The 16,990-nt window shown below is 44.9% G+C and carries 14 protein-coding genes; 11 read left to right on the top strand and 3 right to left on the bottom strand.

Annotation, left to right across the window (positions count from 1 at the left end; genetic code table 11):
• Window positions 1-198: 198 nt before the first annotated feature.
• Window positions 199-1,722 carry a malate:quinone oxidoreductase gene (locus H509_RS0102590; RefSeq protein ID WP_028543690.1) on the bottom strand — a complete coding sequence of 508 codons (1,524 nt, stop codon included), beginning with the start codon at window positions 1,720-1,722 and terminating at the stop codon, window positions 199-201.
• Between the two features lie 367 nt (window positions 1,723-2,089).
• Between H509_RS0102590 and H509_RS0102585 the strand changes: the two genes are divergently transcribed.
• The gene (locus H509_RS0102585) at window positions 2,090-2,845 is read left to right on the top strand and encodes a spr1630 family ClpXP-sensitive toxin (RefSeq protein ID WP_028543689.1); all 756 of its coding nucleotides are present in this window, start codon (window positions 2,090-2,092) and stop codon (window positions 2,843-2,845) included.
• A gap of 39 nt (window positions 2,846-2,884) precedes the next feature.
• Window positions 2,885-4,099 (top strand): spr1629 family repressor/antitoxin, encoded by a 1,215-nt coding sequence (locus H509_RS0102580; RefSeq protein ID WP_028543688.1) that lies wholly within the window; start codon window positions 2,885-2,887, stop codon window positions 4,097-4,099.
• 421 nt (window positions 4,100-4,520) lie between these two features.
• Here the strand turns inward: H509_RS0102580 and H509_RS0102575 are convergent, their stop codons facing one another.
• Window positions 4,521-5,849 (bottom strand): SMI1/KNR4 family protein, encoded by a 1,329-nt coding sequence (locus H509_RS0102575; protein ID WP_028543687.1) that lies wholly within the window; start codon window positions 5,847-5,849, stop codon window positions 4,521-4,523.
• A gap of 231 nt (window positions 5,850-6,080) precedes the next feature.
• Window positions 6,081-7,064: a linear amide C-N hydrolase gene (locus H509_RS0102570; RefSeq protein WP_028543686.1), complete on the bottom strand. Its 984-nt coding sequence runs from the start codon at window positions 7,062-7,064 to the stop codon at window positions 6,081-6,083.
• A gap of 270 nt (window positions 7,065-7,334) precedes the next feature.
• On the opposite strand from H509_RS0102570, the gene H509_RS0102565 reads away from it, so the two are divergent.
• The 9 genes from H509_RS0102565 (at window position 7,335) to H509_RS0102525 (ending at window position 16,694) form a co-directional block, all read left to right on the top strand.
• Window positions 7,335-7,916, top strand: a complete 582-nt coding sequence (locus H509_RS0102565) for a TetR/AcrR family transcriptional regulator (protein ID WP_028543685.1) — start codon at window positions 7,335-7,337, stop codon at window positions 7,914-7,916.
• Between the two features lie 24 nt (window positions 7,917-7,940).
• On the top strand, window positions 7,941-9,143 hold the full coding sequence (locus H509_RS0102560) for an MFS transporter (protein ID WP_028543684.1): 1,203 nt from the start codon (window positions 7,941-7,943) through the stop codon (window positions 9,141-9,143).
• 309 nt (window positions 9,144-9,452) lie between these two features.
• Window positions 9,453-10,322 carry a carbohydrate ABC transporter permease gene (locus tag H509_RS0102555; RefSeq protein WP_028543683.1) on the top strand — a complete coding sequence of 290 codons (870 nt, stop codon included), beginning with the start codon at window positions 9,453-9,455 and terminating at the stop codon, window positions 10,320-10,322.
• Window positions 10,323-10,335: 13 nt separating this feature from the next.
• The gene (locus tag H509_RS0102550; protein WP_245595971.1) at window positions 10,336-11,151 is read left to right on the top strand and encodes a carbohydrate ABC transporter permease; all 816 of its coding nucleotides are present in this window, start codon (window positions 10,336-10,338) and stop codon (window positions 11,149-11,151) included.
• A gap of 20 nt (window positions 11,152-11,171) precedes the next feature.
• Window positions 11,172-12,527, top strand: a complete 1,356-nt coding sequence (locus H509_RS24060) for an ABC transporter substrate-binding protein (RefSeq protein ID WP_051286770.1) — start codon at window positions 11,172-11,174, stop codon at window positions 12,525-12,527.
• Window positions 12,528-12,530: 3 nt separating this feature from the next.
• Window positions 12,531-13,763 (top strand): MFS transporter, encoded by a 1,233-nt coding sequence (locus H509_RS0102540; protein WP_028543681.1) that lies wholly within the window; start codon window positions 12,531-12,533, stop codon window positions 13,761-13,763.
• Entirely contained in the window at window positions 13,763-14,359 is a 597-nt protein-coding gene (locus H509_RS0102535) for a glycerol-3-phosphate responsive antiterminator (RefSeq protein ID WP_028543680.1), read from the top strand. Before H509_RS0102540 ends, H509_RS0102535 begins: the two co-directional genes overlap by 1 nt.
• Entirely contained in the window at window positions 14,349-15,878 is a 1,530-nt protein-coding gene (locus H509_RS0102530; RefSeq protein WP_028543679.1) for a bifunctional metallophosphatase/5'-nucleotidase, read from the top strand. Before H509_RS0102535 ends, H509_RS0102530 begins: the two co-directional genes overlap by 11 nt.
• Entirely contained in the window at window positions 15,879-16,694 is an 816-nt protein-coding gene (locus tag H509_RS0102525; RefSeq protein ID WP_028543678.1) for a Cof-type HAD-IIB family hydrolase, read from the top strand.
• The last annotated feature ends 296 nt before the right edge of the window (window positions 16,695-16,990 follow it).

Raw genomic sequence — 16,990 nt, 5'->3', positions numbered from 1 at the left:
TTTAATCCCTAATTCCATTTTGCCAGAATTGGACTGAAACATACGTTATTCTCTTTTATTGTCCCATATGCCTCAATTAAGATTCCAAATGGACGTAATTATTCGCTTGTTTAAGTCGGGCGGCGATCACCGTTTGACCGTATCAAGAAATGCTAAACGGCCTCAGTCCGATGGAATTCAGGACGAAGGCCGCTTCACTTATTTTAACTTTTGTGCTGTCGATGTGACAGGCTGCCGTTCACTGTTTAGACGAAGCGTCCGCGTCGTTAACGTATGAATCTGGTGGAACAGTTCTGGATGTTCCACTAGCGATACGCCATACGAAGGAATCATTTCTTTTATTTTCGGCTCCCACTCTTTGATGTGCTGCGGGAAGCATTTAGTTATTAACTCAAGCATAACGTTGACGGCAGTAGAAGCGCCTGGAGAAGCGCCCAGCAATGCAGCGATTGACCCGTCAGCAGCACTGATCACTTCCGTACCGAATTGAAGTGTGCCTTTGCCCCCATCAGCCGTGTCCTTGATGACTTGAACACGCTGGCCCGCTACTACTAAATCCCAGTCCTCACTCTTGGCGTTCGGGACAAACTCTCGCAAATCACCCATCCGCTTTTCTTTTGACAACATCACTTGCTGAATCAAATACCTGGTCAGTGATACGTTTTTAGCGCCTGCTGCCAACATCGTGACAAGATTATGTGTTTTTACGGTCGTTAGCAAATCAAACATCGAGCCTGTTTTTAGAAATCTTGGTGAGAAGCCGGCAAACGGCCCAAACAGCAACGATTTTTGGTTGTCAATATATCTGGTGTCCAAATGCGGAACAGACATCGGCGGAGCACCAACAGGCGCCTTGCCATATACTTTTGCATGATGCTGCGCTACAATATCCGGATTGTTGCACACCATAAACAGTCCGCTTACCGGAAAGCCTCCGATACCTTTTCCTTCAGGAATACCCGACTTTTGTAGCAAATGTAGGCTTCCACCCCCGCCGCCAATAAAGACAAACTTTGCACAATGGCGTTCAACGGTACCGTTCTCGACATTGCGCACTTTTAATTCCCATGCACCGTCGCGGGTACGTGTTATATCGTCTACACTACGTTGGTAGCGGACATCGACATTTTTACTTTTTAAATGGTCAAGCAGTAATCGCGTTAAAGCACCAAAGTTGACATCCGTACCTGATTCTATTTTTGTTGCCGCTATCGGCTCATTCGATGTTCGACCCTTCATAATTAGCGGAATCCAATCGGTCAGGGTAGCCTTATCGTCCGAGAACTCCATCCCTTGAAACAAAGGATTGTTTGACAGCGCTTCAAAACGTTTTCGTAAAAACGCTACATTCCGCTCCCCTTGCACTAAACTCATATGAGGCAGAGGGACAATAAAGTCCTGTGGGTTACGGATCAAATTGCTGCTTACGAGATAAGACCAAAATTGTCTTGAAACCTGAAACTGTTCATTAATCTTTATCGCTTTGCTAATATCTATCGATCCATCTGGCTTCTCAACGGTGTAATTAAGCTCGCATAGTGCGGCATGACCCGTCCCCGCATTATTCCATTCATTAGAGCTTTCTTCCCCTGCGTTGGCGAGCTTCTCAAACACTGTAATTTCCCACTCGGGTACTAATTCCTTCAGCAAAGACCCTAAAGTCGCACTCATGATTCCGGCACCAATTAAGATAACGTCCGTTTTGGTTTGTTTATTGCTCATGTTTACCGTCCTTATGCGCTAATATTTGAAGAAATGATGTAAGCGTTTCAATAAGCGTAGGCTCTCACTATTAGTTATAAATTTAGATATAGTTATTTACTATTATATTACAGCTATATACGATTTAAAAGACGATAAATTTCAATGATGACATATTGTTGCAGTTAAGGAGTGAGAATTCTGCCGTAAACCTCAATAACCGTAAAAAACAAGCCTTAACACAACTGCTTGTAAGAGCTGTGACAACTATAAAAATTCATCGCAATTATAATAAAACTTTAAAAATTTCAAAAAAAATCATATTCACACACCCCAATTTCGATTAAAATATAGACTGTCCTCATTCTATTGAATTGGAGTGTTTGCTATGGATCCATACAAGTTTAGTCCTGATCACAATAAAATGATTGTTGATGCTATTGTAGATGGTTATCGTGACTATATTGAGCATCGTATAGATCGTAAAGCTAAAATGAAGATAAGCTCTGCTTTCTCTTTGACTAAAGGTAACTTTATCGAAAGCAAACTTGCCGAAGAATGTGTTGGTCACGGCTTTACCTACAAGAAATCAAAAGCAGGATTAACATGGGGCTATCTCCAATTCATCCATGGAGACTCCAACATTCTTTTTCTCATCAAGAATGCCGCTTATTTTAATGAAGATTGCTTTTCACAGGCGATGCTGCCAAGCCATAACGAGAAGAAGGGACCACGTCGTACCTATCTTCATGAGCTCTCAAAAATCAATAAAGACTTGGATTTCCCCTCTACACGGCAGTCAGCACAACAAGGGAAAGAAACGGAACGCGTTGAACAGCTCTCCTTGTTCCTTTTAGAAAGCCAGATAAGAGATGAACTTGTGAGCTTCGCATCGTCCTACACTCAATTTCATATACTTACGTATGCACTTGATGAGGCCTATCAGATTTCTGAGATCATGCACTATTTACCTAATCCAAATGATAATATCGCTTATCTTGTAGAGAATCTCTCCGACTTTATCTCCGGAGCTGATTTAACGGATGCGGAGCGCGAGGTAGTGGCACCTCAGATGAATGAGGAGATTATGGATCCGGCTGCATTCGATATTGGGATATACGAAGATGAGGAACAATATTTATAAGCAAACAAAGCGTGTAAGTGAAGTAAGGAGGGAGCAGGCATGTTTATTGGTGAGAACCTAACCAATTTAAGAATCATGCGCGGATATTCGCGAAAGCAGCTCTCCGAGAAGTTAGGTGTTACAGAACAAGCCGTCTGGCAGTACGAGAACGCTTATACATCACCGAAGATGCAGATTGTGAACGAATTAAAGCGAATTTTTAGCGTAAAAAGTAAATACTTTTACACAGACGACATGCTCGCTCGACATATGACGCCAGCCAATATCGACTTAATGAATATTGCCTATCGATCAAAAGTATTAAATGTCATTTCGAAGACACAGGCAGAGGCAAAGCATGTCGAATATCTAGATACGTTTGTAAATTATATAACGACTAAAGTGAACCTCCCTGCTCTCAAAATTATTCAGTTAAGGGACGAAGTTATTGAGTATGTCAATCACACAGAGGACGACAGAGTCACCCAAATCAATCATGTTGCACATCTAGCACGAACCAGACTTGATTTATCGAAATCTAATAATGATGATCTTATGTTCCTGATCGAAAAGAGTGGAGTGTTCATTTTTGAGAAGGCTATTGGTGAAGAGATTGACGCATATAGCCTCTGGACCCGCAACGACAGGGCCTATATCATTTTAGGCAATATGAAACGTGCAGCCGTTCGCAGGAACTTCGATATTGCGCATGAATTAGGTCACCTGTTGCTACACTATCGTCTTGAGTTCGCTAACTTTGATCGGAAAGAGCACAATATTATTGAGCGTGAAGCAGATATGTTTGCTGGAGCACTATTGTTACCAGAAGATGAGTTTAGGTTAGACATAAAGGATGTCTTCCATATTACAAAACCAGATGACTACTTGGATTTAAAAAAGAAATGGAAAGCTTCGTTACAAGTGTTGGGATATAGGGCAGCTAATCTCGGACTCCTTACGCCAAAAGATCATCGCAACTTTTACGCGGCCATGCATCGCAAAGGTTATTTAAAAATGGAACCGCTTGATGATGTTATCCCGATTCAGAAACCATTAAAAATCAAAACAATCATTGATCTCGTTTCAACCAGAGGTCTTGTAGACGTCGGCGAAATGATTGAGAACGATTGGAAAGTAGAAGTATCCTTCTTTTATCACATGACAGGAATTGATTCCGACTTTTTTAATAAATACATGACGCGGCACTTGGATTTCGGGTTAGATAAAGTAACAAAAATACCTGATCGGAAATCGAGTAGTAAGATGAAGGTGTAACCTCCAGTACTAAATAAAAAGTTTTACATGAAGTCTGTATTAGGTACTCCGTAAGAAGCAGTTTGACTTCATCGCCGCATTCACGGTACTCTAGGTATTAAAATCTCCTAAAGAAGTACAACAATTCATAGAAGAAATTCAATAAAAAGGGCTTGGATTAAATTTTCCAAGTCCTTTCATCTTGTTATTTTTATAGTTAGTTCACCTAATATTTAGGTACGACACGACGTCAAAGTCAACTGAAATATTACTAATTGTTATTCCAACAAAATTAAACCCGCCGCTTGTAGTTCATTTTCATAATAAAATACCAATAGAACAATTGTGCACATGTTCCATTGGTTTAAAAAATAGTTTATTACCCTCGGATCAATAGATCTATAAGTAAGTTTAGCTAAATGTTCTTATAAATGCAGTGAAATCATTCTCTGTCAAAATAATCTTCTGGCAAATTTAACGCATTCAAATACTCAATAAATGTTTCCCTGAAATTATTATTGCTTTTATATTCCGGCCATGCCGCTTTATAATATGGAAATAACTTCTCGTGAGGGACCAGCCCCCAATATAAAATTGAGCTTTTCATGACCTCCTTATCGCCACCTAATAACATCTGCTCAATGATCTCCCAACTTTCCGATTTGTTATCGCAACTGCGTGTGGCATAGATTGCGGCTTTTTGTATATTCGTGTCGGTGTGGCACAAAAAGGCCTTAAAGTTTTGAAGGGTAATTGCGTCGGAGCATTCCAAAACATACCCCACACGACGTAACGTTTCCAAATCATGAACCCTGTCAAGACTTTGTAAGATCACTTGTATAAATTCCTCTAAATCATAAGATTTACCGTACCAGTTTAAAGTCATTAAAGCTTGTAAAAAATCCTCATTTTGATCAGAATGCAGCAGCTCCAGAAGATAGACTCTTCCCGCGTCAAAGGAGGTTTTGCAGATGAGCTGAATGGCTGTGGTGCGATCACTTTGTCTTCGCTCAGCAACGTTTTTTAAGAAATCAATGGTTGGCTGCGAAATTTTCTTAAACTTGAACATTCCATCAAGCGCTTTTAATCTGGTTTCTTCGTTTGAGCCGTTTTGATAAACTTGTATCAACGCATTTTCATCGCCCGGCATTTTGCTGCCAAACCACCCGATATCATATTCCAGAATAATTTCGTCCAGCCAGCGCTCATACCAGTCCAGAAAGTTGTCTTCATACACAAAGAAAAAGGGATGATCAGGATAAAAAGCTGAAGTGTAAACAATTTTCCCCCTGTGCTTCCCTTCTAGTACGAGATACATATCGTATTCACAGCCTTGCGTGCCGATGCACAGCATGCCTCCCATCACCCGATCACGAGCGGCATCGTATTCCAAGTCCGAGATGTCCTCATCATGGATCAGGGGGGCCGCCAGATGGTTCCACTCCTCTTTTGTCATTCCAGGGTACAGAACGCATTTTGTAGCAAGCCCAAGTCTATCCGTATGAGAGGTTGCCTCTCCAATCGAATAAATCCCGTAATAAGGCCCGGCACCTCCATTTCCAACATTCATTAAAAACTGCGTATACGGCTCTGGGAGCGTAACCTGATTTCTTGCTTGCCATTCCGCAAGCTCTTTTGCTGTAAGCTTTTTATTAACCCTGTACTTGTGTGATGATGCTCCAAACACCAAAAAGTCCATATCTGTGCGCATAGCCTGTACGAGTTTGTTTATTATTCGATCAAGTTGTGTCTCTTTCTTCCAAAACGACATATGAAATCCCCCAGTCCAACCATCCTTGCTAGCGCATATCGTTCTCGCCTATTGTAAGGAGATAGTATCACATGTTCTATATGGTTATAAATTATAAACTGTGCTGTTACCTCCCTCCAGCGAATGACCGGTTCAAATGTTTACTCCCCTCCTCAAAAAAATTAAACGACCGCTCCCCAGTAGCGTGCTGGGAAGCAATCGCAAAATATTACCTGAGTGCCTAAATATCAATCAATGAGATGTGAATCTATCTGAAATATCTTTGTACCAGCTAGGCTGGTCGATATTGATTTGCTTTTGGTTCCGAGCGTTTAAATTTAGTTCATGAAAGTGAATGCCATATAGCTTACTGTTAAAGTCTGTATAGAAATAGTAACTCAAATTCGTATGATCCCGCAGAACCCCCCACTGCGTCCAATCGTATAAACCTTTGTACTTGCGCAAATAGACTGTCCCGTTTGGCACAGAGAGTGTTTGTAGTATTTGCCGCGCCACTCCAATACTTTCTTGAACACTGTTCGGTATAAAAGCGGTTTGTTGGAGCAAAGCTCCACGGATGAAACGGGATTGAGGTGTCGGGTCCCCTGGAATCCCAAGCTGCCCACTACCACCAAGTTCCTCATCACAAAGCGTATTACATTTATCTTCAAGACTTAATTGTTCATATAAACTGAGATTCGTAAGATGCCAATCATATGGTGGGTCATTGGTTAGCACGCCTCTTGTGGTCGTATAGGTCTTCATCTTCCCATTTATAAACTCTATAATTAAATGGTCTCCAGAAGCGTCGCTTATTATATAGTGGTAGGCATCATTGTACGAATTAACGATAGTTAATTTAGAAAGTGCGGTCTTTACTTCTTTAATAGTTTTGAAGTTACTTAACACATAAGACACTACATTGTAGCTGCTAAGCAGGGGCGTATTGGCTTGAGGCTCCGGGAATATGCTGCAAAACAAGGACAAGCTAGCAGCAGACAATCCTGCCTCATTTATACCGTCCCAAAACCTCGGAAATTCCCCTGAGTTCTTTGCACCAATAAATGCAAGTCGGTTCCTCCAACGTATTTCGCCACGCTGCCCTAATTCCGGAAACGATTGACCTCGTGGTACAAAGGTTATGGCTGTGGGAAGCTTCGTAGCCCAATCCATTGTCCGCGCTGAAATCAAAGGAAGACTTCTTGATTTACGTGGAATGGATATATTTGTACACATATATGATCACCCCTATGTTTCATTTTGAAAACACTACTACATATAAATATGCGCAACCTTGAAAGTGGCTTGTATTTATGTAAGTTAGTAATGAAGTTTTGAGTCTCATAAATATGCGTTATGCTTTAACAACTTGGAACACTCCCAATGGCACCCTTGAGAGTAGAATAACCCCTCGACCTTAACTATGGAGAGCGACTTCCATTTGTATTAAAATTTTAAATTTGATAAAATAACTGACGAACGTTCGTCAATATAGGGGTGGTTGTATTGAAAAGCAGCAAAATTAAAGAAATCGCACTAAAATTTTTCACCATTCACGGGTACGAAGGAGCATCCTTGTCTCAAATTGCTGACCATGTAGGGATGAAAAAACAGTCTCTATATGCTCATTTTAAAGGGAAAGATGATTTGTTTTTGCAAGTTCTACAAGATGCCAAAGAAGCAGAAATGTCATCGAAGCTGCAATATTTGAGAAAAGTGGATACCGACAATCCGAAAGCGGATTTATATGGATATTTGCAACTGGTCATTGATTTGTTTCAACAGAGTGAGCAATTGAAGTTTTGGCTGCGTATGTCCTTTTTTCCACCGGTCCATTTGGCAGCAGCCATTAATGAGGAAGTTATCGATATTGAAACCAAAATTCAATCCGTACTAGAAAGCAAATTTCAAGCTTGGATCGACAACAAAGCCATTATGAAGGATGAAGCGCTCATTCCTACGCTCGCCTTCTTAGGTGTAGTGGACTCAATCATGTTAGAACTTGTATATGGGAATGATGAGAAACGTTTAAAAGATAAACTAAATGCCTCATGGACTGTTTTTTGGAGAGGTATTTCGCAGCCATGATTGAATAGGAAGAGGTATTGCTTCATGAAGAAACCATTAAAAGAACAAAAAACAGTCTTACTCATTTTACTAAGTAATATATTCATTGTGTTTCTAGGTGTTGGACTTATCGTCCCTGTAATGCCATCCTTTATGAATATAATGCACCTATCTGGCCAAACGATGGGATATTTGATGGCGGCCTTTGCGTTTGCACAATTACTCATGTCGCCCCTAGCAGGACGATGGATTGATACTTTTGGCAGAAAGAAAATGATCGTCATCGGCTTATTCCTCTTTAGTGTGTCAGAGGTCATTTTTGGATTAGGCACAGACGTATCTGTCCTTTATTTATCGAGAATTTTAGGCGGAATTAGTGGTGCATTTATTATGCCGGGTGTAACTGCTTTTGTGGCAGATATTACGTCCGTAGAGGAACGGCCCAAAGCGATGGGGTACATTTCCGCTGCTATTAGCATCGGTTTTATTATTGGTCCTGGCATCGGGGGGTTTATTGCTGAGCTTGGTGTGCGTGCCCCATTCTACTTTGCTGCTGGTTTCGCTTTAATAACTTGTATTTCATCCGTATTTATTTTAAAAGAGCCCCTAACCAAACAGGAGCTCCTCGAAATCGCTCAACTGAAAAAAGATACTAGCTTTGTAACGGATCTGAAACGATCCATTCAGCCACAATACTTAATTGCTTTTATTATTGTGTTTGTACTGGCGTTTGGTTTATCCGCTTACGAAACCGTATTTAGTCTGTTTTCCGATCATAAATTTGGATTTACGCCAAGAGACATTGCAACGATCATTACAATCAGTTCCATCTTCGGGGTTATCGTTCAGGTGTTTTTGTTTGGTAAAATGGTGGAAAGACTCGGAGAAAAACGACTTATCCAAATATGCCTTATTGCAGGCGTAGGATTAGCGGTAGTATCGACAATAATTTCTGGTTATGCAGCCATATTGATCGTCACTTGCCTCATCTTCCTTGCATTTGACCTGCTGCGACCAGCATTAACGACCTATTTATCTAAAACGGCTGAAAAAGAACAAGGATTTGTCGCCGGAATGAACTCCACTTATACAAGCTTGGGCAATATTGTCGGGCCTGCGTTAGGTGGTATCCTCTTTGATGTAAACATCAATTATCCGTATCTTTTTGCAGCAGTCATTATGTTTATTGGTCTTATCTTTACGGTGATGTGGAAGGAAAAGCAATCGGCGGGCAGCTTGGCAAAGTAAGAAGCATAGGCGTCGCGGTGCAAGCATAAAACAATAGCTTTCCACCGATACCAGATGGCGATGGAGGTCTAATCGACCTCCATTCTTTGGTTGCACGCCATAAAAACGTGCTTTTACTATTTTTACATATGACGCAAATACTCCGTTAACACTGCCAAGTTAAAGTAGAGTCAACAAGCAATTGAATATTTGATAGCAATGGGCTTAATTGCAGAGAATGCCCGTGATTCCCCTTTTTCCATTCTGGATGGAACCATAGGGGGAGTCACGGGCTTTGTTGCGTTCATTTCAGCTTAGAGGAGGCTTAGGATGAGACGAATACCATGGCAACCCTACTTGTATTTATCTCCCGTATTAGTGCTTTACGCGATATTTTTTGTGTTCCCGTTTTTTTTCTCTCTCTATATCAGCTTTATGGAGTGGGATCTGCTGCTGGATAAAAAGCAGTTTATCGGCTTGAGCAACTATAAAGAGGTGCTGGGCAATCCGTTGTTCTGGAAAGTGATCGGCAATACGATTCAGTACATGGCGTTAACGGTACCGATCTCCGCAGCTCTGGGCTTGGTATATGCGGTGGCAATTGAGCGTGCGGGCAAACTGCGGTCTTTGTATCGAGTATTGTTTTTTGTGCCAGTAGTTGTCAGCGTTGCGGTGGCAGGTCTAGTTTTCTCGCTTATGTTCTCCCCTCAAAACGGAGTCATCAACGAATGGCTTGCTCTGTTCGGAGTCAGTGCGAAGGCATGGCTTCAGGACACACAGCTGGCCATGTACGCACTAGCAATTGTAGGGGTATGGATGTCCTTTGGCTACAACGTCGTCTTATACATTACTGGCTTGAAGCAGTTGGATAACGAGGTAAAGGAAGCGGCGGCAATCGATGGTGCGAGCGGCTGGCAGTCCTTCCGCCATATGACGTTCCCGATGCTTATGCCGGTTCATATGTTCGTCTGGACGATCACACTGCTTCATTCCTTGCAGGTGTTCGCTACCGTTCAAATTATGACGCAAGGTGGGCCTAACAATTCGACGAACGTCTGGGCTTTCTTTATATGGCAGGAAGCGTTCCAATTTTTCAACACGGGTGTTGCCAGCGCGGCGGCAACGATTTTGTTTGTCATCGTGCTAGGATTAACCGTTATTCAGGTGCGCTGGATGCAGAAGCGCACACAATGGGTGTAGGGAGATGGGCAACTTGAGGTTACGAAATAATCTGTTGTTAAATGTATTTCTGCTATTATCCGTGCTCGTGGTGTTGGTGCCGTTCATCTGGATGCTAACGGTATCCTCGTCTCCGAGCTCCGATCCGTTCCAGCGCATAGCCTTGCTCATTCCGACAAGCTTTAGTTTTGAGGGATACTTGCAAGTGTTCCAGCAAGCCCCGATAGCTCGCTGGTTTATGAACAGTGTACTGTTGACGAGCGTATTGACAGCAGGGCAGCTACTGCTTGGTGTCTTGGCCGCATACGCATTTGCCAGATACCGATTCAGGGGACGTGAAACTTTATTTTTCTTCGTCTTGTGCACGATGATGATCCCCCCTCAAGCGATCATGCTGCCCGTATATTTGGTCATCAACTCGTTTGACTGGGTCAATTCATATAAGGGGGTGATTATACCTCATATTGCAAGTGCGTACGTCATTTTTGTACTTCGTCAATTTTTTATGGCTATTCCACGGGATCTCGAGGAGGCTTCAACAATTGACGGCTGCCACTCCGTCCAAACCTTGTATCACATTTATTTAAGGGCCTCGGTACCTACCTTGTTTGGTGTCGGCCTCATCCAATTTGTTAACAACTGGAATGATTATTATTGGCCGTTTCTCATTTTGAGCGATGAAATGAAAATGACGCTGCCAGTAGCTATCGTCCAATTCCGCAACGACAGCTATATCGAATGGGTGCCTACGATGGCAGCCGCGACTTTGTCTGTCCTGCCTGTTATCGGAATTTACGTACTGGCCCAGCGCTACTTTACAGAAAGTTCATTGCAAAGCGGAATTAAATAACAACTACAGGAGGAACCAAAATGAAAAAACGTATCAGCTTAAATATGATGATAGTATTTACGTTAATGTTGCTTCTAGTTGGCTGCGGTCAAGGGAACGCCAATTCAGGGAACAGTGCCGCCCCTTCGACTTCACCAGCAGAAACAACAGAAGCCGCTTCCAATAAAGAGAACAAGTCGGAGCAACCGATAGAGATCAAATTTATGCATGTATTTGGTGGTACGCAAGGCGAGGCGATTCAAAAGATGGTGGATCGTTATAACGCCTCCCAGAGCAAGGTCATTGTCAAAGCCGAGCAAACGCAGGGCTTCTATGACGGCCTGCTGGAGAAGCTCCAAACGTTGGCGGTGTCCAAGCAGCTTCCAGAAGTCGCGATTGGCAGCTACGCAAACGGGGAGTTTATGTCCACCCGCATGCCGATCCGCCCCATACATACCTTTATTGACAAGGAAGGATATTCAACCGAAGACTATACGGCTCAAATGCTCAAGCTAGGACAAGACGCGGAAGGCAAACAGCAATCTCTGCCGTTTCTAGTGAGTACACCTTTAATTTATGTTAATCTGGATCACTTCAAAAATGCAGGCATTCCAGTCGTGGAGCAGCCCGAAAGCTGGGAGCAGGTACGTGGCTGGGCGAAGCAGCTTGCGGCGGCAGCACCAGGCCGTGGTGGCGTCTACTTCCAGTTGGACTTTGATACTTGGATGTTCCAGACGCTTCTGGAAACGAAAGGTGGAAGCTACGCCTCCGTTAAAGATAAGACTATTCAGTTTAATGACAGCAAGGGCAAAGAAGTTCTTCGTTATTGGCTCGATATGATGCAACAAGATAAGTCCATTCCGTCAATGAATGGCACGCAAGCAGCGGAAGCTTTTCAAAGCGGCAACCTGTCCATGCTGGTAGCTACTACAGGAAATCTAGCTAATTTGTCCAAAAACTCCTCCTTTAAGCTTGGCATTATGCTGCTTCCAACTTGGGAGGGTGAACAAACGCCTCTCCGCTTGCCAGCTGGCGGAGCAGGACTGTATGTATTCCAAGGCAGCGAAGAGAAGGAAGCTGCGGCATGGGACTTCGTGAAGTTCGCGACCTCGCCAGAAAGCTCGTCCCAGTTGGCGCAAATGATGGGTTATATGACAGTACGCGACAGTGCGCGCGACAAGCTTATGGCCGATTACTTAAAGGAGAACCCGATGGCAGCCGCTACTTATAAGCAAGCGCAGCATATTGTGCCTTGGTTCAACTGGCCTGGCGATGCGGGCACGCGAGCAACGCGCACCTTGCTTAACCATATTCAAGGCGCTTTCTCCGGCGACATGACGGGTGATGAAGCGCTTGATAAGGCGGCTGCCGAAATCAAAAAGATATTGGGGTGGTAACAGGTGAAGCGTCCAGCTGCAATGGGTTGGGCGCTGCCTCTTCTGACTGGCTTGTCGATGCTGGTTACTGGTTTAATGGAATCCATGAAAGGATTTCTGCCAGACTTCTTTTTGAACCATTACCAGTTTGACGCGCAAACAAGCGGACTAATCTTTGCGTTTAGCTCCGCCGGATTGCTAGGAGCCAATATGCTTGCCGGCCGTGTAACGGCATTGTGGGGATGGCAGAGAGCCTTTTGTATACATCAAGTAATCTTTGCAGTAGGCATGGCCCTATTGGCGCTGCTGTCCGCTTCTTCCGCAGCAGTATGGTGCGGACTGTTTCTTATGACGGGTTACGCCAACGGAATTGTCGGCATGGTGTGCAACGTAGCGCTTCCGCTCGCTTCACCGGAGCGAGCGGGGCAATTGCTCGGACGGCTGCACTTTATGATGGGCTGCGGCTTTATGATGGGACCGCTTGCGCTGGAGTTGACCGTGAGCGGAAAGCCCACAACGCAGGCTGCGGAAACGTGGCCGCTGATCCTGCTTCTTTTTGCCGTATTCGGCGCACTGCTCGCCTTTGGCGGGAGCAAAATGGTCTGGCCAGACGTGCAAACCAAATCTGAAAGGGTTAAGCCCGCACGAAAAAATAAGGACGGAACATCGCTCAGGAAACAAATAAATACCCGTTCCGTTCTGCCGCTTGCCTGCTTCGGACTTTTGTACTTTTGTTACGTTGGGGCCGAGGTTGGTCTTACGGTATGGTATCGCCCCTTGCTGCTCCAACATTATGGCTTGGAGCCCGCCCTTGCAACGCTGCTGTACGCAGTCGCTTTTGCCGGCCTAACGGCGCTGCGGCTTGGCGTCAACCGCAGCGTGAAGCGTTGGGGCTACAACGGTGTTCTCACCCGATGTGCAGCGCTTGCGATCCTAAGCCTCGCGTGGGGAGGCTTTGTCCCAGGCGTGCTTGGTGCTGTCGGATACGCGATGTTTTTAATAGCGATTGCTATGATTTTTCCGACCATGACGGCGTTCTCTGTTCGTTATTGGGGGGAGCTTGCTGCTTCGCGTATGGGCTTATTTTTTGCTTGCGGCTTTGCAGGAGGTGCATGCTCCACCTGGCTAATCGGCGCACTACAGCAGTCCGCCTCGTTCAGCGATGCCATTATGGTAGTAGCAGGTTTGTTTCTTGTATTTACAGCGGCATTGTTCGGGGTGCTGCGTATTCCATCTATCGATAGGAGAGTAGCCTGATGAAATTACATCATCTGTTTAGCCCTTTTTCGGTTATTGCAGCAGTTAAAACGGAACTGGATATGGCAAGAGCTGAGCGCATGGGTGTACGTAATGTGTTTCTGGTTCGATCCTCGTTGAATGAATTAAAGGTATACAGCAAGCAAGTTGAAAAAAATGGCATGCGCTTATTCGTTTATTTTGATATGATTCGCGGACTGTCACAGGACAAGGAAGCTGTTCAATTTCTGCTAAATGAAGTTACCATCTGTGGTATTGTAAGCAATAAGGCTCATGTGGTTAAGGAAGCGAAAAGACTTGGTGTATTCGGCATATTAACGATGTTTCTGCTCGATAGCTATTCCCTTGAACTAAGCGGCAAAGTAATTAATGATTTGCGGCCAGACGCCATTAACATTGCGCCAGGCAACTTGCCTAAGAACGTCCGCGAGCTGTCCGAGCAATACGATGTGCCTATTATCGCGAGTGGACTTATTACGCTGCCAGAGGAAGTCGGGGCTTTGTATGAAGCAGGAGCATGTGCGGTATCGACCAGCCAATCCGAACTTTGGTCAATCGAGTGGAAGATGCTGGAGCGCGAACACCATGCCCCATAACGATGAGAATCGTATTACTTTGCTATACACCAGTGACGTACATGGGCATTGGGCACGCGCGGAAGGGCAGTCGGGCGGGTCGCTTGCTTGTGCTGCCCAATATGCCGCGACTATTAGAAATAGGCGCAAACACGTATGGATGATCGACAATGGTGACCTGCTTCAGGGCACGCCACTTGCAAGTCATGTCGCTTTGGACGAAGGGGAACGAGGAGCGGAGATGATCGGCGATCTGCTTCAGGCAAGCGGAGTGGATATGATAATACCTGGAAATCATGATTTTGACTACGGCATTCCTTATTTGAAGGGTGTCATCGCGTCATCCTCCTGCGTGTGGTTAGCTGCTAATGTTGGTCACCGTTCGGGAAAAAGGCTGGCAGAGCCTTATCATATCGCTCAATTCGGAGCCAAGCGAATCGCGTTCATTGGTGTTACCACACGCGTCCCTGCGTGGCAATACCCGGATCGGCTGCAGGACTGGACGTGGCATGACGAGGTTGTGACGGTCAAAACGATTGTAGACCAGCTTCGTCCCCATGTGGATGCTGTCGTTGTATGTTATCACGGCGGCGTGGAGCAAAAAGACGTGCTGGATCATGAAAATGCTGCGCTTCGTATGGCGCGCGAAGTGGAAGGAATCGATGTGCTGCTGACGGGCCATCAGCACGAACGTTTTGTCCGGTGGGAAGGGAATACGTTAATGCTGCAACCTGGCTCGCACGGTACTAGCGTAGGGGAAGTTACGCTTACATTTTCCACTGTGAAACATTCGGAAGCGATCGTGATAGAAGGAAGTATTACCGATATAACCGGGCAAGAGGAGTCTGTAGAGGTCGTTGCAGAAGTGCTAAAGATCCGCAGTAGAGCGGAAGCGGAACTAGGCAAAGTGTTATGTCCGTGCGATTCGCACTTGCAACTCCATGATTGGCACGACTTAACACGCAGTGAGCATCCTCTTGTGGAGTGGATGCATCGGGTGCAGCTCAAAGAGAGCAGCGCTCAATTGTCTGCTGTAGCCTATGCGGGTGAGAAACAGGTTAAGCTTCCATCGGGACAATTGACGCGAGCGGACATCAAGCGGATATTTCCGTATATGGATACGCTCAGTGTTTTTCAAATAAAAGGGACGGAACTGCTCTCCGCACTCGAAATTAGTGCCTCTTGGTATGATGAGAACTCGCAAGAGCCGCATGCCGATTGGTTAAAACCGCAGCTTTTGCTGTACCAGTTCATCATGTTTGAAGGCATCCAGTACACTTTTGATTTGTCACTGCCTATTGGATCGCGTCTTGTTAAATGTCACTATCACGGACAAGCGGTACAGCATCTCGATACCTATACAATTGTAATGACCGACTACTTGGCAAGCCAGGCTTATCGGTATCCCATGCTTCGTGGAATGAACAAGCTGTACGAGTTTAAAGAGCCGCTTGCACGGCTGCTAGAGCGTAACGCCAGTTCACAGCACATGCTGCGGATCGAGCATACTTCAAACTGGAATCTTATAGGGGGAATGTGAATGTCGATTCACGTAACGAGGAGGAGGCCCAAGGCAGCGGCCTTTGATATGGATGGGACGCTACTGCGTTCGGATGGAACTTTGTCGGCGCGTACAGAGCAAGCGCTTCGCGCTTACAGTGAGAGCGGCGGTATCATCATCGTAGCGACAGGCAGACCGCCGCGGCTAGTGCTCCCGTTATTTCCGCAATTGGCGGTAGCGGACTATTTCATTTATAACAATGGAGCTGTTGTGGTCAGTATGAGCGGGGACTGGCGTGTAGAACAGCCTATCTCTAACGATACGGCTTATCGGCTCCACCAGCATGTGCTAAACCATCATTCGGATGGTATATGTATATGGGAGGTGGCTGACACCTGGCATGCCAACCGTCCGCTCTCTGAGGAGGAAAAAGCTTATTTCCTAGGCCCCGCTGATCAATTGGAACCCCTTATTTTATCGGAACAGTCCATTCGAGAGCTGAAGCCCTCTAAAATGCTGCTGCCTCGCATTTATGATGTAGATAATTTATCGGATACCTTCCAAAGCGAGTTGAATGTGTATAGGCTGTCCAGCGCACCTTGTGTGGAGTTAGCTCCACGCACGATCAGCAAAGCATCTGGCGTTGAAGGAATTGCGCTTAGGCATGGATTATCAAGCGTGGAAATCGGAGCATTTGGCGATGACTATAACGACATGGCTATGTTCCGATACTGCGGTCATTCGGTGGCAATGCACAACGCCATACCTGAGCTGGCCTCCATTGCGAAGGATACAACAGCGAGCAACGACGAGGACGGTGTCGCGATAAAGCTGGAACAGTGGCTGCAACAATAAAAAGTACCTTCTTCCAGAGACCGTATGATCCAGATACGGCCTCTGGATTTAACGGTTTATATCGTATTAATTGTAGTCATGAATAGAGCAGACATAATGGATGCCCCTAATTTACTCATAGCAAACCACCTAACTCAAATTAAGGCACTTCATTTACAAGCCGTCACTTCATATTAGTTTAGTGTAACATGTTTAATCCTACCAAAAAAGCCGCGATTTACGCGGCAATTCTTGAGATAAATATGGCTTTGTCTACCCTAGCATAGGGGGATCACGTCAGGTTAGGAGGTCCTGAT

Origin of the sequence: Paenibacillus taiwanensis DSM 18679 (assembly GCF_000425125.1) — a bacterium.
In the GTDB taxonomy this organism is placed as follows: Bacteria; Bacillota; Bacilli; order Paenibacillales; family Paenibacillaceae; genus Paenibacillus_B; species Paenibacillus_B taiwanensis.
Note: the sequence above shows the minus strand (reverse complement) of the source record. Positions and strands in the feature narration are given on the sequence as shown.